This is a genomic window from uncultured Eubacterium sp. (assembly GCF_937958975.1).
In the GTDB taxonomy this organism is placed as follows: domain Bacteria; phylum Bacillota; class Clostridia; order Lachnospirales; family Lachnospiraceae; genus Eubacterium_G.
Map to the genome: position 1 here is coordinate 1 of NZ_CALGRE010000037.1, position 20,629 is coordinate 20,629.

Sequence of the window (20,629 nt, forward strand, 5' to 3'; positions counted from 1 at the left end):
GTACATTCATCAATCATTTTCATGTAGTTTGAGCCTGTCAGCCTGTCGATTTCCTCTATCATCACGATTGACGGCATAACCTGTCTTTCCAGCCATTGCAGAGTGTGTTCCATATTGACAGGTACAGGGTTCATTTCAAAAGGTAAACTGTCATGGGCAATGAATATCTCCCACAATGGATAGTCGGGAAATTCTACAAAATCGGTAATGAGATAAAATACCAGCCCATGAGGGTTATACGTCAATAATAATTCTTCGACTGCCTGTACCGCCTTTTTATCACGCAGACGGATTTCAAAACGATTGATGTTTCTTTCTCGTTGCCTGTTCCTTTTGCTTTTCATACAGGCAGAAATATTTTGTACTTGTCTTTGAGCCGATATAAAGGGTAGTCGCTAAATTGCTGTTTTTTCCGCTTAATTTTCCACCCTGCACGTTTTCGTAATTTTTACAGCGACAATCCGCACCGCCATTTCTGTATTTTTCAGATAAGACAGGAATCTCCAACAGACCGCACATATCGTTGACTGCCAAATCAAAACGTCGGATAAGACCGCCACAGTCAAGACAGCGGTTTAAGAATGAATACCAATCTCTGTTCTGTGCCTGTAAGACGTATTCCATGTTGCGTGAGCCTGCCCCTTTTAATTCCAAAAATACGCCCATGTGTTCATCATCAGAAGCCATGACCTTGATTTCTCCGTAGGCATAATGTTCCTTATAGCCATAATACCCATAGTCATAATGGATAAAATAGTCTGCTTTCATACCAAGCACCTTTCGGATAACTTCCAATGCGTCAGTCGTTGGAAAACGGACAGACAGATAATCAACGAGTAGATAAAAAGGCTTATCACAGACATAGTAATTCAGACAACGCAGGATAATGTTCTGTGTTTCCTTGCTGGCGTTGGCTTTTCCGTTCTCAAAGCGGTTGATACTATATCTTGATACATGGACAAGACTTGCAAGCTCTCCTTGCGAAAGACCGCTGGCAAGGCGTTTGTTCTTCATTTCAAGTGCAAATTCTAAATTGTTCATTGTATTCCTCCAATCCCACAATAGCCTTGAAATAGCTGTAAACCTCTATTCAAAAAGTGTGATATGCACTATCTTCTTAAAACTTCTCATTACTACTCACAGCTTTGGGATTGTATGGTTTTTGACTTGTCTTTTGTGAAATAGTGCCCCCCTGTTAGATAACGGGGGCACAGTCAAGGCTCGCCAGCCGACAAAGCATTTCCGTCCTTTGACGGCAAGCCGTCATGGCGTTGTTGCTGACGCACGCCAACAGTCCTACAATGTTCTGTCGGCAAGTCCTATTTCGCCTTTTCTAACAAGCTCCATTTCAACCAATATTCATATCTACAGGTTTAATCAAATAGGTATTTCTTTTTGAATATTTTTGTATTTCATTCTATTGTGCTTATTTGTTTATGCGAATATAGTAATTCTTATACGCTTATTTGTCAATATGTTTTTTTGCCTTTACAAACTTTATTAAGCGTGTTAGACTTATAAAAGAAACAAAACAAGAAGATATGCAGAGTTGCGGAGGGTTATGCAATGAAAATAAATTTTTTAGGAAACAACATACAGACCATAAGAAAATTTAAAGGAATGAAACAACAGGAGCTTGCAGACAAAATCGGTATCAATATGCAGAGCCTTTCCAAGATTGAACGAGGGTTGAACTATCCTGCTTATGAAACGCTGGAAAAGATAATGGAAGTGCTGGACGTAACACCGAATGAATTGTTATCGGGAGAATGGGAATATATCAGCCAATCCGAAAAGGAAGTCTGTCAATTTCTTAGAGCAGAAGAACGACTTAATACCGAACTGAAACACGGACATTATGATAACTTCTTTGACAACGAGGAAGAATGGCTGGAATATGAATTAGAAAAGTTGCGGGAATATATTACCGACTATATCAACGGAAAGAGCATAGAAGCGTCCGACCTTTACCCAATCAAAGAATTTATCCAGCATTTGAAATTCAAAAAACTGTTAGACCGCTATGATGATTTATACAGCATGGATATGTTTGGAGAAAGCATAGAGGGACATAAGTATAAAACACCTTATCAAGTTGTGAAGATGATAAACCCAAATTCAAAAGAGGATATGGAACTGTTATCAAAATTACCATGGGTAAGGGGTAAATTTGATGATGAGGACGAGTAATCTCAGAAAATAAGACTGTAGCACATGAAAGGAGTTAAAATCGTGAAGAATGAACTTGATACAATAAATCCTATGCAAAATTTGGCTAATATAGAATATTATCCTGCTATGCAAGATATAAATCTACCAATGGAAAAAACAACCAAAATTCCATTAAGCCAAATAAATAATCTCGGTGTTGCCTTCCAGCCTTTAACCACCGTTATTCAAACCGCAATAAATGGTACTGGCGGAAGTGGACTCTATTTTGTTAACACACATGGAAAAGCTATGTTTCAAAAATCCGGTAGTAGTGAATTTATCGGTTCTCTAAAATCAGCTTCTGGACAAGTTGGCGGAGGGCAGGCAACTATGACAACTCTTGCCTGCGATCCGACTATGCTATTTATGGCTATGGCTTTAATGAATATTGAAAAGAAATTGGATAAAATTCAAGAAATCCAGCAAGAATTACTTGAATTCCTAGAAATCAAAGAAACAGCTAAGTTAAAAGGTAATTTGAATACATTAACAGATATTCTGAATAACTATAAATTCAACTGGAATAATGAAAAATATAAAACAAATAAACACATTCTAGTCCAAGATATTCGCAAAGAGTCTGAACAGAACATACTTCTATATCGAGACTTAATTGCCAAAAAACATATAATGCCGTCCTTGCTACATAGCGACCAAGAGGTTGGAAGAAAGTTAAAAAAATTAGAGAGCTTATTCAAAGATTATCAGCTTGCTTTATATTTGTATGCATTTTCTACTTTCCTTGAGGTCTTACTATTAGAAAATTTTGACCCGCAATATTTAAACAGTACCTCAAGAAGAATTGAGGAGTATTCTTTAAAATATAGAGAATTGTATACGCAGACTTACAATCTATTAGAACACTCTTCAAATACCTCTATTCAATCCGGTTTATTAAGCGGAATATCTGCAACAAGTAAAATAATGGGGAAAGCTATTGCCAAAGTTCCTGTTATTAGTAAGTCGCAAATAGATGAGAATTTAATTGAAGCGGGTAAAAAACTTGAACTTCACACTTCAAATAGAACTATAAAAACATTAGATAAATTTGTAGATGTACAGAATACTGTGGTTACCCCTTTCATTGAAAATATCAAAACTATAAATATCCTGCATAATACAGCTACAGAGTATCTCTTTGATAAAGAGAACTTGTATATCTGTCAGAATACTAAATAAGAAAAACACAAGGGATTTCCTTCGCTAAGGATATATCTCTTGTGTTTCTTCTTTATGTATACTTTTCTTCTTTATTCGCCTCTCGTTTATTTTTTTCTATACATTTTTGAATATCTTCTTTGGAACGATAATATGTTGGAAATAAATCATTCACCTCTTTAATACATAAAGGGACTTCGATATTTGCTTTATTTTCATAACTACATTCTGAAAAACTCGTTATATCTATACCATCATAATTCCATGTATCTGTCGGATTAAAGTATAAAATAAATCCTAATGGATAAGCAGTTATCTCACTAACCGCCATTGATTCCAATGTAAAATCATTCTCTTTAAGTAAAACTGTTAATGGAGCATATTTTATAATATTACTTTTAGTAAAGTACATACAAATTTTATATTTCGTTTTATCTAGCCCGACTTCATTTTTATTTAAAACAAAGTTCCTCAATGCATCCATTCTTGCATCTTCGAAATTATTAATTGAACAAAACATGGATAATATCTGCTTTATAAACCGAAGTGGGTAGACACCCTTTATACCGATTCCTTGTGTAGTGTTAGGAATATTATCTTTTAGTGTATAATGCATGACATGAGCAATTAAACTATAATCGTTTCCATACCACGCCCCTGTATTATTATTACAATTACTACAGAGAGAGTATTTCCCCATTCCCTTTTGTTGATTGTCATAAGGCAATCCAGAAATATCCCAAGGCATACGTTCACTATCTTCTATAATCTTATCTCCTGTTACAGGTTTGACAGGATTTGAATTAAATGCTGTCCTAGGTGGAATATGTTCAAATGTCAAATCACATTCTTTTCTACATAAAGCACACTTTCCTTTAGGTTTCTTTCCCATTTTATCTCCTTAAATTTCATTTACTTGTAAATTGTTTTCGATTCTATATCATCTAATTTACTTAGATTTTCCTCTATAGGAATGTTTGTCCAACACGAACTTATATTATTCAATGAACATATTTCTGCTTTTTTATCACCAAAAGCACTTCTTGTTTTTTCGAGATTTTCAGGCCTTACCTGTTTTCCTATAGGATTAGAATACCATCCACAAAAATACATTTTATCATCTTCTTCAATTTTTCGTCTTTTCGATGCAACCAATAATACTTCTTTATAATTTGGCTTGGTAGTAAAGCGAATCGGAATTCTCCCATTCAATGCTTCAAAAAAATCATTAGGTTTAAAAACATGATTCGGATTATATTTTAACTCTAAATACGCCACCAATTTATTATAATCATCCAAATAGCTTTTTACTTTGTATCCTTTTTCGATTTCTAACTCGAACACTATTGGTTTAATACCAAGGGTTGTTAAATATAATCTAAACGGAATAATATCAACTAAAAATATGCAACTAAACTCTTTTTCATTATATTTAAAAGGAAATATTGCTCTTGTTTCACCGATTTCTTTCATATTTTGATGTAAAACTCTTAATCCTGTAAATTCATACATGTTAATCCCTCCTTTAGTGTAACTTTTCGTCATATCGGAACACTTTTCAAAAGTTGTAAAATCGTTGTAATGTACTCTCCTATTGTAAGGAAAACCGCATAAAATAAGGAGATTTAGGCAAAAGAGAAACTCCTGCCGTGGCAGATGAATAGTACTTTTATCATAGTTATTGTTTACTCCTTTTTGCCCTGAAACGCCCTGTTTTGCAGGGGTTTTCGGGAATTTTGTGATTTACTCTGAAAATGCGGATTGTGGCAAATCAGAGCAGATTTTAGCAAGTTATTACTACCTGTTAGTAATAAAATGAAAATACCTACTACTAAGTTTTTTTGTTAAAAAGCCACACTGATATTTTTAGCGTGGCTCTATTAATATTACTTTGGAAACTCCCATATTTTATTTATTACCTCTACCAACGAATCACATCGCTCAGCAATTTCCTTTTCTCCCCACTCACTTAAATTAACAAGCGAATGACTAATTCTTATTGGTGTATGCTTATACCCTATCTGATTTCCGGCTTTATCTTTACATTCTTTTTTATCTACAAATCTCTTATTTTGGTATTCTGAATTATATCCTGTTAATGTCAAATTACCTAAAGTATGTAAATATGTGCTATGTATTTGTTCAGCATCACTTCCTAAATCAGTTTTCCATTCATCACTAAGAATCTGTGGCATAATATGCTCTATAGTATATTCTCCTGTTGGAACAGATTCTTTTCTACCAGTGTTTTCTATTCTACTTAACAACATTTTAGTAGTTCCAGAATTAATGTAATAAATTGGAAGTTTGAGCAAAATGCTATGCATTTCTTGATCACTCGGCATACGCTGTGCCCATGTTAATTGTGCGAGATTTTTCTTGAAAGCCTTAAGATGATTATCATTATAAAGACTCTTCAACATAGATAAACACACAGGACCTGCAGTATTAGTTGGAAGATTACATACTTTTCTTCTCATCCAATACGCTTCTATTATTGTTAATATTTCAATTGTATCATCATCTGATACTTTTCCTTCTTCATTATCCACAAGTAACTTGAGTATTGCTGGAGTAATCTTGAACTGTCTAGTTGCACGTACCTTTGCCAAAGCATTATTAATTCTACCTAATGTTTTTTCAGATTCTCTCCATTTTTTATATAGTTTTGAATACTGTCTTATCTGCTTGACTATATTTTCTGTTCCCATATTAGCATTATCTGCATAATAATCCTTAAACAATTCATAGTAATCACCTGTAATCTGTTTTTTTGTCACAGATGTCATATAGTGATAGAAAAAATCCTCAAATATTTTTGAACTCCCAGAAGCCATATTAAGATCTTCTTCCATAGGATGCCAATAATCATTAAATAGCAGTGTTTGCTTTATAGGAGGAACAGACATAAGCAAATAATTACGAATCTTATCAGCTGTCGACAATTTCATACCTGTGGTATTCACAGTTTCGAATACAAGTTGAGCATTATCTTCGGGAACAAGACATATATCAACCAATAGAAGTTTTTTAATCCCATCAAAAACTACTTGTGGCTCTATTTTTAGATTTTTCATTTCGTTTAAAAGTATATTATAATTAGAAAATATTTTACTTGTTTTTACACCATCTGGCAATTTTCTATTTTTAATTAAACTTTTATAAGCTTCAAAATCCTCTTGATTAAGTCGAATTTTGTAATATAATTCATCTGTTTCATCTTCATTAACAAGATACTTTCTCATTAATTTGTCAAGATTAGTTACTGATTTGCTATATTCATCATCTTCCTTTATATATTCTCTAGTATAATCGCCAAGTGCTAACAGAAGTAACGATAAAGTTGTTAGTCTCTGCTGTCCATCAATAACAAGATATTCTTTTACAGCAGATGCATGTTGTGCACTATCTTTTGCCAAATAAATTACAGATCCTATAAAATGGCATGGTCTGTTTGCATCTTTTGACACCTTGATAATGTCTGAAAACAATTTCAAACAATGTACGCGTTCCCAACTATACCTTCTTTGATAAATAGGAACATAATACTGTGCCTCTGATGATAAAAATTTAGTTAATTCACTTTTTGTTGCATCCATATTATTCTCCAAACATTATTTATTTGTCCGTACAAAACTTAAGCTTTATTATCTCATAATTTATGACTTTTTACAACAAATAAACGCCCCAGCCATAAAGCCGGAACGTCATCCATCTTCCATACTAAATTACCTGAAACATCTTCTGCAGCATCAGGTTCTCAGTTTTCTTTTCAATATCTACCTGTGCCTTTCGGAATTCTTCCATTCGTTTCAATTCTTCCTCCGCATCATCATATTCGATATGTGTGTACACATTCATTGTAACGCTTATATCTGAATATCCCATGAGGTAATGTAATGTGATATACCTTTTCATTCTTTTTATTTATTACATTCCAAATTTAAAACATAAAAGAGAATAATTTATCCTCTCCTACACTCATTGCTATATCAAAACCTTTCCTATTCTCTCATTTATATTTTTTGTAGTTCTTTTATTGCTTTTTGAATATCCTTATAAACTAATGACTGCATACTATCATCATAAATAGATATATTCGCCTTATTAAGTGCAGAAATAATCTGTTTCTTCAATTGCGGCTTATATTTTGCAATCATAGGCAACAGTTTAATACATTGTCGTGCAGTAATGGGCTTGATATCTGTAATGTGATTCAAATATTTATCAATAATTTCATCAATTTTATAATCTTTATCCCATTTTGCATTATAGGCAAACAGTGTAAGCCCTCTTGTGCGAATATAACAATTATCGTTGTCAAGCATATCGCTTAACCTATCCATATAAGAATAAATACAATCCGTTTTTTCACTTTCTTTTTGTAATTTCTGTAATGCTTTGTATGCAACATTATTATTCTTATCAAACAATAATTCAAATGTTTCTGATATATTAAATGACACAATACTCTCCTTTTCAAACACCTTTTTTCTCCGTTCAACGCCCCAACAAATAAGTCGGTGACCATGCAATAAGGTTGCGGACAATCCACATGATAACGGGCGGTACATGAAAAATCAGACTTGCCGAGCCTGCCACAAAAATGATAAGCGTCCAGACAAGAATATAGGAGCTGATAATATATTTCTTCAAATAATTTGTATTCATCTCCTTAAACTCCCTTATTTGTCCATGCTGATGACAAGCTCACTCTTTATACCGTTGAGTTCGATGATATTGTCGGCATCCGGCACACTAAAAACTTCCGTCGGTTTTCCGTCCTTCTCATAAGAAATGCTCGTACCAATCCCTTTTGCAATAGCAGTAAAAGTTACACCTTCCGGAATATGAATTTTTGAAGTCGCCGACACTTGATTGATTGCCACCTCACCGTTTAAGGAATGACAAACCACTTCCATATCAAGGTTACAATCTATCTCTACCATTCCAGAGACATCCTCCAAAACAATGTTTGGTGTCTTTACATCAAGCTCTATACTATCACACTCCAAAGAACGGATTTCCATGGTTTCTGCATTGACCGCACATTCAATTTTCCCGACATACGCGGATGGAATTTGTACGAAAATACTAACGGCTTCTTTTGCAACCGCTTCGGATACGCCGTTCCTACGGTTTATGTCCACATCAATTCGTTTTCGGATGTCGTCAATCTTAACCTTAAAATCGTTCTGTAACGTGGAAAGGGTATTGGATGTCAGTCGGACACGGATTTTCTCGCCCTCATAGCCCGACAATATAAATTGTTTTGCCCCTCCAAACTTCATGTCATAGCGTTTCGGCTCGTCAATATCATACTCCGTCACACTCTCAAAAAGATACTCTGCCTTTTTATTTACTCCCTTTTTATTAGAAAGCATCTCATCAATGGAAATATCAAACAAGGTGGAGATTGCCATAAGGTTTTGAATGTCGGGGATTCCTGCATCCGTTTCCCATTTTGTAATCGCCTGCCTTGATACACCGAGCTTCTCCGCCAACTGTTCCTGCGACATACCTGCCTGCTTGCGGATGGATTTCAATTTTTCTGCAAATGTCATATTCGTGACCTCCTTGTTTTTGATATGTCAAGTGTAGGAAAATGTATTTTGCAATACAAGCAAATAGAAATGACATTTGAGTTTTTCCTGCTACTTTGCGTGGCATTTCTGTATGATACTCCGCCGACTACAGACAACAGTAACAAACACACATCTCTCACTATAATTCATTATTCAAGATATTTTTGAATAGAAGTTAAATATTTTTTATCTGTCCAATCACACGATTTCCCTACTGCACTCATAAGAGCTTTCATCCATGGCTCATAGGTATTTGGATTTTTTTTTGCAATAGCTTTTTGCAACAATTTGCATAAAGTTCTATCCTTAAAAGACATACGACTTTCGTTCCATGCACCTCTTCCATAAAAAAGCGGAATATCACTTAATTCATCTTTCAGATGTAATTTTTTTATATCATTTAAAGCTTTTTCATCATACGGAGATGCTCCTACACAAAATACAGCAATTTTTTTGCCTTTCAAATTTCTGAAATTTTTTTTTAGAAAAGATAATCCAGCTATACTCGAAGCATATACACCACCACATAATACAATGCTTTCGTATTGTATTACCATCTCTAATCTAGCTTTAGGCGTTTCAATACAATCAAAACCCGTGATTTCCATTAACCAATTTGCATATTTTTTCGTCGCTCCGTATTTAGACTGATATATAATAATTCCATTTTTCATATAAAAGCTACTCCTTATTCATCATTATTTGGCTTAAAAAAGCTTTATACGCCGTTTTCTGCTGTTTATAAATCTCATCTGTTGAAATCCCGGGGGTAGTAACGGAAAAAATTGTTCCAATTCCTATTGTATAAATCAGCATATGCAGATGTAATTTCTTTGCTTGTTCGATACTGATACTCAGTTTATCAGAAATAAACCGTACTATATTAGGGTTTGCTTCCGATTGATACAAATCTTCCAGTGAACAAATCCCGTTCCGTTTGTGCAAAATAAAAATTTTAAATAAATGAGGTTCTTCTTTTGCCAATTGGATATAGGCTTTTCCTGTACTTCCAAAAACATCATCTTTATCAATATGTGCGGCAATATACTTTCTGATAAAACAGTTTACCTGTTCTGTTACATCCAATTTCAACCCTTCCATGTTTTTGCAGTAACTGTAAATAGGCTGAACGGAACATCCTATCTTTTCCGCAATATTTTTTACCATTACCTGCTCCATACCATGGCTCCTTGCTATTTCAAAAGCAGCATTCACAACCATTTCTTTTGTAATCCTTTGTTTAGGCATCTGATTTCCCTCCATAATCAAGTTATATAAATCGCTTATATAACTTGATTATGTCATTTATATGGTATTTTGTCAAGCACCCCAACGGCGTAAATAAATCAAGACTTCCGTACACGACAAGTGTGCTGAAAGCCTTGATTTTTACACCTCTAATTCTTTTGAATCTCTCTTTATCTTGTTAATTCAATCTCTCGATATGATTTTTAAATAATTATCTACTTCTTCTCTTGATTGAAAAATAACAATATTTTTATCTACCTGATATTTTTCCAATAATTCATAAATCTGTGGTAATTGATTTCTAGGGAAATCAATTATAAACCGTTCAAAATCTTCATCCAGTTCCGTTTCAATCCACGGCAAGTCCTCTCTCTTGTTTCCAATACGAGATTTGGCCCCCAAAAGACAGACTTCTAACGGAAAATCCATCAAAAAAACGGTATTACATTGCCTTAGGCGAACCTCAAGTGTACGTTGATAATTGCCATCAATAATCCACTTATCGCCTTGGACAATTTCATTCAATCGGATATCAAATTCTTCTCTTGAAATATTCGTTTTATCCGGCTTATGCCACAGCATGTCCAAATAATATAATGGAAGATTTGTAACCTCTCTCAATCTTCGTGCGAACGTGCTTTTTCCTGCACCAGGACTTCCTATAATAATTACTTTCAAGTTTATTTGCTTCACATAAACCCTAGAATCTTCTCCATGAATATCTTTCATCATCTGAAAAAACTCATATCCATATTTTTCGTATAATCCAACATAATTCGTTGAAATGTATATATTTCTCATTGCAGCTGCTTGCGCCAACACTTCTGCATATTTTAGCAACTTTCCCACATAATGATTTCCTCTATATTTAGGGAAAGTATATATCCATCCAATCCACGGTGTTAATTCCGTTGACGGAACATCATCTTTGTCCGCAAATGTACAAAAAGAAACCAAATTTTCGCCATCTGCTAACATAAGTACCTTAGTATTTTCCCCCACCAAACTCTTTAACCCTTGATTCCTTAATAGTTCATACAAATACTGTCCAGCACCCCAATCACATTCTTTGATTTTAGATAACCAATATTCTTTATTGTCAATGCTGAAATACTCTATTATTCTCATTATATAATCTCCTGCCAATATAAAACCTGCTTTTCCGATTTTTAGCATCAACATTCAAAATAGTTTGGTACTATTTAAATAGTTCACTTGAACTAATCAATGAAACTCTGCCTGCTACTATCCCACTCTTCTTTTGTAATACAGGAAACATGCTCTGTTCGAATATCTCCCATCAACTCCCATACAATATCTTTATTCGTATGATGATATCTAAATCCACACTTCTCCTGTACACGTTTTGATTTCATGTTTCCTTCAAAATATGCGCACCATATTTTTTCCAGATGACATGTTTCAAATCCATACTGTTGTATCCTTCTCACCGCCTCAGGTATCAATCCCTGTCCCCAATATGGCACTCCAATCCAATACCCGATTTCTCCTTCATTATCCTCAATATCCAGATTACTTTGTTTTCCAATCATCAGTCCAACACACCCAATAGGTTTATCACTTGATTTCAGAACTACCGCATAAGTATCCGGTTCTGACAAAACATTCCGAATAACCTCTCTGCTGTTTTCAATACTGGTATGTGGAGGCCATCCGGCTATAGGACCAACATCAGGATGCTTTGCATATTTATATAATTCTTCTGCATCCTCTTCCTTCCATGGTCTGAGAATTAATCTATCTGTATACAATTCCATATAAAATCCTCCAATTTCCTTAAATGCTTCTTTTATTCTTTAATCAAAATAAGATATATACTCTATTTTATATTTGCTATTTGGAAACAGCTTTTTATGTAACTCAACAAAATAGTCATCCGTCATGCTGGCAATATAATCTGCCACAATCTGATTTGGTTCCTCTTTACCATAATCAATCCCCTTATAATATTTAAGAGTATTGCGGACAAAATTCATATGATGTTTAAAAATAATAGATGATTCATCCTTCTTTATCAATTGTTCCAAAAGTGCATAATATACATCCCTAAACATTGGTTTTATAACATTTTCATATTTTGAATTAATCTCATCATTTTTATATATCACTTTATAATTTTCGTCTTTTGCCTTTTTTAAATCTTTATATGCATCCTCGCTGAGCAGTATATAATCCTTGCCATAACTGTTTTCTATAATATCTACTGTCAGATTATTAATAATAGATGCATTGGCAGCCCCAATAATTTCATTGCTGAACTTATGCTTTCTATCAATTATTTTTGCAGTAATTGCATCCTGCCTATCCTTACCAATATACGCAATCATATCGCAGATTCTTACCACACAGCCTTCCAATGTCATAGGAATCAATTCCTTAATTGCTTCTCCTCCCCTGAGATAACATTGTTCCACTTCCATGTCATGGTCATTAAATTTCTTATTCCATTTTGGTCGGTATTCCTGCTGCTCAAACTCACCATTATGACACAATACGCCATCTAAAACCTGAAGGCTGATATTTCTAGAAAAAATTTTGTCCAACACCCTTGTGCTCTGCACATTATGGTTAAATCTACGTCCCGTTTCTTCCTGTAGAATCTCATCTAAAAAACGTTCCCCTGCATGCCCAAAAGGTGTATGTCCAATATCATGCCCCAAGGCAATCGCCTCAATCAAATCCAAATTTAGTCCCAATACAGAGCCAATATTTCGGGCAATTCTTGAGACCAACTGCACATGCAAAGCTCTTCTGGTAATATCATCATTATTATAAAAAGAAAACACCTGGGTTTTATCCGCATACCGATTATAATATGGAAGATGCAAAATCTTTTCTACATCCCTTATAAATGCAGGACGCCATATATTGGGAATATCCTGCTCCATATCACGCCTTATAATATCAGAGTCCTTACATCGGTATGGACTCTGATAATGGTTCTTTTTATCTTCACTAATCTGTTTCTGTAGTTCTTCACTCAACTTATGATAAACAAGCCGCATTCTCTTGCTCCTATTTTTTCTTTTTCACCTTTACTACTTTTACCTTAGACCATGCACCATATATCTTTTCTCCATAAAAAGTTGTGTATGCTCTGGCCTTTACATAGTATTTCTTTTTGGCTTTTAACTTCTTCAATGTAATCTTCAGTTTTTTGCCGGAAACTGTTTTCGTAACTTTTTTACCAAATTTCTTTGATGTCGAATACATAACCTGATATCCCTTTGCCTTTTTCACTTTCTTTAATACCAGTTTTATACTCTTATTATTTTTTGCTCTTGTTGCCTTAGAAATTTTTACTCTTCCCGGTGTAGTAACTTTAGTATTAACATCGCTATAGTCTGCCACAACTTCAGCCTTTATTTTGCTTGGACAATCACTGGCCTTTACCGTATAAACATAGCCGTTTTTCCCTTTTTTAATATCCTTTCCATTCACAACAAACTTCTTGATAATCATATCTTCATCCAATACCATAGCTTTTAATGTAATAGTATCTCCCGGAAGATAAAAACCTGCTCCACCTACATATCCGCCAATACCACTGTTATCTATAACGTTTATAAATCCATTCGTAATTGGAATAGACACACAATTAATGCCTTCCTCTTCCTCCAAAAATTGGTCTAAATTAACATCTTTCGTAGACCAAAACTCATCAAAATCATCCTCTGAATATTGGTCTCCATAAATAACATACAATTTATCCTGCACTGTTGTGGCAAAAAGATTACTATACTCCAATTGATTTGAATTTAATGCATATCCTGTCGCTGTATATGTGTCTTTATTCACATCGTAGCGGAATGTATCTCCCAAGTTTTCTACTCTCATATCAGTATAGACGATTCCATCTTTCACAAGACCAACCTGTGCTGTCGTTACTAAAAACTCCTTATCAGCTACTGAATCATTATATGCATCTATTGATTTACCTAATTTCACCTTTGATGTTGTCCATTTCTTTCCATCAAAAATAATATTCTTAGGAATGTCCTTTGTTCCATTGGAACCTAAAGTTATGACTAATTTTTTACCAACCTGCAATGCTTTCGAAAATGCTCTGCATTCAGGCAATGTAACTCCATTTGTCCACTTTTTCGTTGAAACAGAATACTTTTTAACTTTTGAAACAAAGGTACCAGTCTCGTCGATACCACCGGCTAAATATAAATCTCCGTTATAAGCAGCAAGTATGCTGCCGGTCAAATCATACATATCCTCTGGAATATCTGATAACTTCTTCCATCCCTTTTCTTCATTATAACATGCTAAAATTTTGTCCGATGCATATCCCACATCAATAGTTAATATTCCATAAATTACGCCATTCGTATATGTATAATCCGTATCATTATAAATAGTGTAGTCTACAGCCTGAGCATACTCTTTTCCAAACATCTCTCCTTTAAATTCAAACTGACTTTCACTCCAATAAATACTTTCTTTATTTGTGTCATCATCCACATAAGGCAGACCATATATTACCTGTCCATTTGCATTAATATAGACCATACTTTCACCACTGGAAAGAAGCTGTCCTCCATTCAGTCCACCGCTGATAAGCGCTTCTTTCTTAAAGGACTTTCCTGCTGTAAAGAAATATCTATCTTCATAAACCTGCTCATTCTTTACAACTTTTATATTCATTTGTCGGTTTGAATAAGATTGACCATCAACAACAATCAGCTTTCCATTATTCGATAAAACTTTAACCTGTTTATCATTTATATACACTAATGCGTTTTCAGTATAATATCCATGAATCTCAAGCTGTTTCTTGTTATTAAAAGTAACCTTCTCAATTGTCATATCAGGCACTTCAACCTTAGACAAATCGAGAACTCCACCGGTTACCATTTTTTCTTTCAGACTCTCGCTCTTTCGCACACTGCCTAAAATCCTTGCTTTTATCTGAAGTGCAGTCTCGTCAGGATAAGCATTGGCTACTGCGGCTACTGCACCTGTCACATGTGGCGCTGCCATAGATGTTCCATTATAATAATCATATTTACCAAAATTATCAGCCGATACGTTTTCTCTGCTAATTCCCATATCATCCACATACACTGTATAATCACCCTCTACAGCTGCATAAATAGCAAGAACTAATGCATGTTTTTCTTCCTTTTTATTATTGGAAGAAACTTCGTTCGAGAAATGTGTCCAGTAATTTCCTTCATCAATATAACTGCCGGCAAGCATTTCTTCCTCAATATCACCAATTTTACATTTTCCATCTTTATCTATTTTATAATCTGCAAAATATAATACAGGTGGCACTTCAAACAAATCTTCTATACCTGATGCATCTTCATGTTTCGCCGACGGACCTGTAACCTTTGCCATCAGGCTGGCATGTGTCTGGGTAGAGGATGCTTTTATATCATATGGCAGATACAAATAATAATATCCTTTCGCCTTTGCCCCTTGAATCGTCCACTGAAGAGATTTATCCGTTGAAGATTTTTCACCAAAATACTGCTTTGTTGTGGTAAATACATTCATTTCCCCTTCATCTGTCGCACTTGTTCCATAAGCAATATCACCCTGTTGTGCCACATTTTCCGTACTTCCATTTTCATCCATCGTCCGAATCATATTTCCATTATCAAAGGACTCATATGTACTACACAAATCGAACTTATTTTCATACAATCCCGGATTAAAGCAATTATAGGATACTGTTGATAATATATCAGCGCCCGGAGCTGCAATATCCACACTCTTCTTTCCATAATTTGAAAAAGCTGCAAGTTCATCCTTTTCATTCGATGCCGCAACAGAGACAACATATGGACTGTCGATATTTGCCGGTATTGACGCCACGATATCATTATCCTCGCTCTCATTCCCTGCAGCACAGACAGATATAGCCCCCTTTGCCCCAACTAAATTTATAAGCGTCTTTAATATCTCTGATTCTTCATCGTCTCCACCGCTGCCCCAGGAATTATTCACTGCAACAACATTTACTCCCAGCTGCTGTGCCTTATAAATATAGTTATAAGCTCCTACTGCTTCCATGCCATATCCCGAACCACTCTCATCTAAAATTTTAAGTGCCATAATCTTAACATTGTCACTTTTTGCAGTTCCTGCAATTCCTGTTTCATTGTTTGACTTTGCAGCCATAATTCCGGAACAATGGCTGCCATGACCATTATCATCCAGCGGGTCTGCATCCTTATTTATAAAATCATAACCATGCTGACCTAATAACTTTCTATTATTATAAGGATTATTCCATACTACATCTTTTAAATCTTCATGTGTATAGTCAATACCTGTATCTACTAATGCGATAACTCTCTCCTGACTATCTTTATCAGCCAGAAAAGATACATCTGCATTGATATCTAAGCCATCTATTCCATCATTTTGTCCTTTATTCTCCTGCGCCCACTGATGCCTATAATAAGAATCATTATAATCGGCTTTTTTAATCTTGTAATTTGGCTCTGCATATTTTACATTACTTTTTTTACTCAGCCTGTCAATTAATTCTTTTGTAGAATACTTATCTGATTTTACTAATGACACAGAAAATTCCTTTTCAGGAGCCACTTTATTTGCTCTAATACCGGATTGGTTCTCTCCAAACACATATGTACTTACAATTTCTATATCACTGCCTATAATATTTCCCGTCCTGCTCTTTGCAGATATTCCTTCACTATTATACATAATAATAGCTTCGCCCTCTGCATAATCATTCGTTTCTGTTGTATCTACGTTATACTCTTTCATATTATTCTTACCTGCCATAACCGGATAAACGGTAACCGTCATACATACCGTAAGAAATAACGCAAATGCCCTCGTTATCTTTTTTCTCATATTTTGCCTCCTTATACTTCTCTTTTTCTATTCTAATTCTGTTTGAATTACTTTCCATGTATCCACTAATTTATCCAACTTCCACATTGCATTGGCAGGACTCGTGGACGGTAAACAAATTGCTTCTATTTGACTTTCCGGAAAAATATACTTTTTGTATAATTCATTTGCCTTTTTTCCATTCGTATAAATCTTTTTTATTTTACTCTTATGTAAAATTTCTGAAATATCATTAACCACTACATTTTTGATACTGCTATCGGCGGACCCTTCAATTTCACATGAATGTATTACGTCCCACACAGCAATATGATTTCGTATCAACAAGTCCTTTTTCTGCTCTATACTTTCCGGTACTTTATCTCCCATAATTACAGATATTACTTTCCAGAACCTATTCTGTGGATGACCATAATAAAATCCGCTTTCTCTTGATTTCACTGATGGAAAACTTCCTAATACTAATATTTTTGATTCCTGATTATACACAGGTTCAATCGGATGAATTATATTCATATCTAACCATTCTTTCTGTCTAATTTAATATTTATTCAACAGTTACCATATGTTTAATCTGCTGTGGTAAATGTTTTATATCCGTCCGAAAAAAAACGGGATACATCATTGTATCTGACACCTCTTCCACTGGTATCCATTTCAAAGTTGCCAGATTCTCTGCTTCTTTAAACTCCATATGTATGTCATCCAATAACTCGGTATCTTTCATTAAATAATAGAAAGACAATTCATGCCACCGCATCTTATTTTTCTCACCAAAATCTTCTTCGTTCGTATAGTGTTCCTCTGTAAAAAAATTTTCATGAATATAAACCAGTCTGTCAATATCCATCTCAACACCAACTTCTTCAAACACTTCACGTCTAATGGCATCTTCCAATGTCTCATGCATATGAACCCGTCCGCCTACACTATAATAATAATCCGAAAATTCATCTTTTACCATAAGTAAATTATTGTTATGCATAATAATTGCACCAACACGATAATTAAACTTTCCTTTTTCTGTAATAAATGATAAATCCATATAAACTCTCCTAATTCCTTTTTAACATTTGCTTATTCTAACAGTCCTTTGATTCCCTTTTCTTCATAAATGTTTTTATAGTATTCTACCTCATCAAATATCAATTCATCAATTACCTTCATTCCCAATAATTCTACCGGTGCCTTGTCATCTGTCATAATATGTTTTCCCTGACTATATTTTGTCAAATTAAAACTGATTTCTGACATCAGACTTTTCAAGCTACTATCAACTAATTTTTGCTGTCTAATCTCCAGATTCTTTATCATATTACAATTCTGTGATGCAAATAACTCTCTATTCGTAGAACCTTTTACATCTACAGTATATACATTTGAAAAAACACTGGAAATCGTATCTGCCAAATATTCATTGATATCTCCTTCACGTTTTCCACGCATATTCATATTAACAATCATAATACCATCATCCGTCAAATGTTCTTTTACCATAGTAAAGAACTCGACTGAAGACATCTGAAATGGAATCGTAATATCCTGATATGCATCTACCATGATAATATCATACTTTTTATCTACAGCATTTAAATAAGCTCTTCCATCATATGTGGTAACTTTTACATCATCAGACAAATTAAAATATTTCCTCGATAATCCTGTAATTTTATCATCAATTTCCACGCCTTCTATATTCATATTTCCAAAATATTTTTTACACTGCGTAGCATAAGTTCCTGTCCCCATGCCAAGTATTAACATATTACATTCGGAAGCCTTATCCTTCCCGGCCATAAGTGGTGCTGCCATTGCATAATCATAATACAGACCTGTCAACTGGTCATTTTTCATCATCACCGACTGAACCCCAAAAAGAACATTCGTAGATAACAATACCTTCTCATCATCCTCTTTTACTTGAAGATAATTATAGACAGATTCTCCCTCATATGTTAAATCTTTCTCCCAAAAGGCAAAACTATCTGAATATCCCATTACACTACATACAATAATTAACACTACAGCGACAATACACTTGATTTTTCCCTTATTTTTGCTGATAAAATATACAATACACAGACACATCAATATTCCGGAAAATATCAAAAATGTTATGGATGTCCCCACTGCCGGTATCGTTATAAACGTTGGAACAAATGTACCGATAATACTTCCAATCGTATTAAATGCATTCAGATTTCCCACTGTCTTTCCGCTGTCATCCAGACTGTCAACCGAATACTTTGCCAGTGACGGAGTAACTGTTCCCAGCAAAAATAGCGGAAAAACAAATATAACCATACAGGCTGCAAATGCCGCCCATATCAGAAAATTGCTATTTACGGTAAATATTAATAAAGCCGATATTCCCAAAATAATATACTTTCCAAGAACCGGGATGGCGGCAATCCAGATAGAAGCTATGACAATCCTTCCATATAATTTGTCCGGATTCGGATTTTTGTCCGCCTGCCTTCCACCATAAATATTTCCCAGTGCCATTGCTATCATGATTGTTCCGATTATAATTGTCCATACAATCTGTGACGAGCTGAAATAAGGCGCCAAAAGCCGGCTAGCTCCCAACTCCACAGCCATAACAGACATTCCTGCAAAAAACTCTGTAAGGTATAAAAATAATTTACTATTTAAAATATTAATTTTCATATTATTCTCCGTTTCTTTAGCTTTCACATATTAAGACTATGACACATCTGTTTCACTTTTTCAAGGGTCCATATCATCTCACATTTAGTCTGCAAGATTTTTGCAAGGTTTTCCCAAGAAAAATATAATAATTTTAAAACAGACAACTAACAATTTTTAAGACCATTGTGATACACTTAAATTATAAATAATTAAATCAATAAAAGAGGGAATAACAATGAATCAGAGAAAACAAATGAAAAAAAGAAGGCAAAAAACTTTAAGAATTAAATTCATATTATTTATTGTAACAATTCTTTTTGTCATACTTGTAATCAGCGGCTCCTATAAAAACCTGTTTTCCTTTACGGAAAAACTTTCATCCGACAATCCTTTTACAAAACCGGAAATTTCAAGAGATGTTCCCCTTCTATTCCAATATGATTCCAAATGGGCAGACATCTCATATGGTGACACAGATATCAAAACAGCCGGCTGCGCACCTACATGTCTATCTATGGTTATCCGATACCTTACAGATAAAAAGAATATCACACCTGACGAAGTTGCAAAATTTTCTGAAGAGAATGATTACTATGTTGATAATGTAGGAACAAAATGGACATTAATGTCCGAGGGTTCCACATCTTTTGGTGTCACCGGCACTGAGCTTCCTTTAGATAAATCTACAATATTTCAGCAATTAGAAAATAATCATCCTGTTATATGTGCTGTAGGACCCGGAGATTTTACGACAGAAGGACATTTTATCGTCTTATCCGGTACCAAAGACGGAAAACTAATTATAAACGACCCAAATAATAAAAAACGCAGTAATAAACTATGGAATTACGACAAAATTAAAGGGCAGATTCGCAATTTATGGGCATTTGAAAAAAGCAATTAGTTTTATT

The 20,629-nt window shown here is 34.5% G+C and carries 19 protein-coding genes and 1 pseudogene; 3 read left to right on the forward strand and 17 right to left on the reverse strand.

Going from position 1 to position 20,629, the window contains the following annotated elements; genetic code table 11:
- A pseudogene (locus Q5O86_RS06030) lies at window positions 1-1,041 on the reverse strand (replication initiation factor domain-containing protein); the annotation flags it as partial.
- A gap of 525 nt (window positions 1,042-1,566) precedes the next feature.
- Here Q5O86_RS06030 and Q5O86_RS06035 point away from each other — a divergent pair.
- On the forward strand, window positions 1,567-2,190 hold the full coding sequence (locus Q5O86_RS06035) for a helix-turn-helix domain-containing protein (protein ID WP_302626245.1): 624 nt from the start codon (window positions 1,567-1,569) through the stop codon (window positions 2,188-2,190).
- Between the two features lie 42 nt (window positions 2,191-2,232).
- Entirely contained in the window at window positions 2,233-3,390 is a 1,158-nt protein-coding gene (locus Q5O86_RS06040; protein ID WP_302626246.1) for a hypothetical protein, read from the forward strand.
- Between the two features lie 52 nt (window positions 3,391-3,442).
- On the opposite strand, the gene Q5O86_RS06045 is transcribed toward Q5O86_RS06040, so the two are convergent.
- The 16 genes from Q5O86_RS06045 to Q5O86_RS06125 form a co-directional block, all read right to left on the reverse strand.
- Complete coding sequence (locus Q5O86_RS06045) at window positions 3,443-4,261, reverse strand: hypothetical protein (RefSeq protein WP_302626247.1); 819 nt, start codon at window positions 4,259-4,261, stop codon at window positions 3,443-3,445.
- A 20-nt stretch (window positions 4,262-4,281) separates the two neighbouring features.
- The gene (locus tag Q5O86_RS06050; protein ID WP_302626248.1) at window positions 4,282-4,881 is read right to left on the reverse strand and encodes a DUF6037 family protein; all 600 of its coding nucleotides are present in this window, start codon (window positions 4,879-4,881) and stop codon (window positions 4,282-4,284) included.
- 374 nt (window positions 4,882-5,255) lie between these two features.
- Window positions 5,256-6,968 carry a DUF262 domain-containing protein gene (locus Q5O86_RS06055; RefSeq protein ID WP_302626249.1) on the reverse strand — a complete coding sequence of 571 codons (1,713 nt, stop codon included), beginning with the start codon at window positions 6,966-6,968 and terminating at the stop codon, window positions 5,256-5,258.
- Window positions 6,969-7,092: 124 nt separating this feature from the next.
- On the reverse strand, window positions 7,093-7,230 hold the full coding sequence (locus tag Q5O86_RS06060) for a hypothetical protein (RefSeq protein ID WP_302626250.1): 138 nt from the start codon (window positions 7,228-7,230) through the stop codon (window positions 7,093-7,095).
- Window positions 7,231-7,385: 155 nt separating this feature from the next.
- Window positions 7,386-7,835 (reverse strand): SufBD protein, encoded by a 450-nt coding sequence (locus Q5O86_RS06065; protein WP_302626251.1) that lies wholly within the window; start codon window positions 7,833-7,835, stop codon window positions 7,386-7,388.
- Between the two features lie 34 nt (window positions 7,836-7,869).
- Window positions 7,870-8,040, reverse strand: a complete 171-nt coding sequence (locus tag Q5O86_RS06070; RefSeq protein WP_302626252.1) for a hypothetical protein — start codon at window positions 8,038-8,040, stop codon at window positions 7,870-7,872.
- Between the two features lie 14 nt (window positions 8,041-8,054).
- On the reverse strand, window positions 8,055-8,933 hold the full coding sequence (locus Q5O86_RS06075; RefSeq protein ID WP_302626253.1) for a helix-turn-helix domain-containing protein: 879 nt from the start codon (window positions 8,931-8,933) through the stop codon (window positions 8,055-8,057).
- Window positions 8,934-9,103: 170 nt separating this feature from the next.
- On the reverse strand, window positions 9,104-9,628 hold the full coding sequence (locus Q5O86_RS06080) for a flavodoxin domain-containing protein (protein WP_302626254.1): 525 nt from the start codon (window positions 9,626-9,628) through the stop codon (window positions 9,104-9,106).
- Between the two features lie 7 nt (window positions 9,629-9,635).
- Window positions 9,636-10,202: a TetR/AcrR family transcriptional regulator gene (locus tag Q5O86_RS06085; RefSeq protein WP_302626255.1), complete on the reverse strand. Its 567-nt coding sequence runs from the start codon at window positions 10,200-10,202 to the stop codon at window positions 9,636-9,638.
- A 183-nt stretch (window positions 10,203-10,385) separates the two neighbouring features.
- Window positions 10,386-11,330: a GNAT family N-acetyltransferase gene (locus tag Q5O86_RS10910; protein WP_368074746.1), complete on the reverse strand. Its 945-nt coding sequence runs from the start codon at window positions 11,328-11,330 to the stop codon at window positions 10,386-10,388.
- Between the two features lie 92 nt (window positions 11,331-11,422).
- Window positions 11,423-11,980, reverse strand: coding sequence for a GNAT family N-acetyltransferase (locus Q5O86_RS06100; RefSeq protein WP_302626256.1), 558 nt, complete (start codon window positions 11,978-11,980; stop codon window positions 11,423-11,425).
- Window positions 11,981-12,019: 39 nt separating this feature from the next.
- On the reverse strand, window positions 12,020-13,228 hold the full coding sequence (locus tag Q5O86_RS06105) for a deoxyguanosinetriphosphate triphosphohydrolase family protein (RefSeq protein ID WP_302626257.1): 1,209 nt from the start codon (window positions 13,226-13,228) through the stop codon (window positions 12,020-12,022).
- Window positions 13,229-13,238: 10 nt separating this feature from the next.
- Window positions 13,239-17,066, reverse strand: a complete 3,828-nt coding sequence (locus Q5O86_RS06110; protein WP_302626258.1) for a S8 family serine peptidase — start codon at window positions 17,064-17,066, stop codon at window positions 13,239-13,241.
- Window positions 17,067-17,093: 27 nt separating this feature from the next.
- Window positions 17,094-17,582 carry a DNA-deoxyinosine glycosylase gene (locus tag Q5O86_RS06115; protein ID WP_302626259.1) on the reverse strand — a complete coding sequence of 163 codons (489 nt, stop codon included), beginning with the start codon at window positions 17,580-17,582 and terminating at the stop codon, window positions 17,094-17,096.
- A gap of 31 nt (window positions 17,583-17,613) precedes the next feature.
- Window positions 17,614-18,111 (reverse strand): NUDIX hydrolase, encoded by a 498-nt coding sequence (locus Q5O86_RS06120; RefSeq protein ID WP_302626260.1) that lies wholly within the window; start codon window positions 18,109-18,111, stop codon window positions 17,614-17,616.
- A gap of 32 nt (window positions 18,112-18,143) precedes the next feature.
- Window positions 18,144-19,736 carry a spermidine synthase gene (locus tag Q5O86_RS06125; RefSeq protein WP_302626261.1) on the reverse strand — a complete coding sequence of 531 codons (1,593 nt, stop codon included), beginning with the start codon at window positions 19,734-19,736 and terminating at the stop codon, window positions 18,144-18,146.
- 217 nt (window positions 19,737-19,953) lie between these two features.
- On the opposite strand from Q5O86_RS06125, the gene Q5O86_RS06130 reads away from it, so the two are divergent.
- The gene (locus Q5O86_RS06130; protein ID WP_302626262.1) at window positions 19,954-20,622 is read left to right on the forward strand and encodes a C39 family peptidase; all 669 of its coding nucleotides are present in this window, start codon (window positions 19,954-19,956) and stop codon (window positions 20,620-20,622) included.
- Window positions 20,623-20,629: the final 7 nt, after the last annotated feature.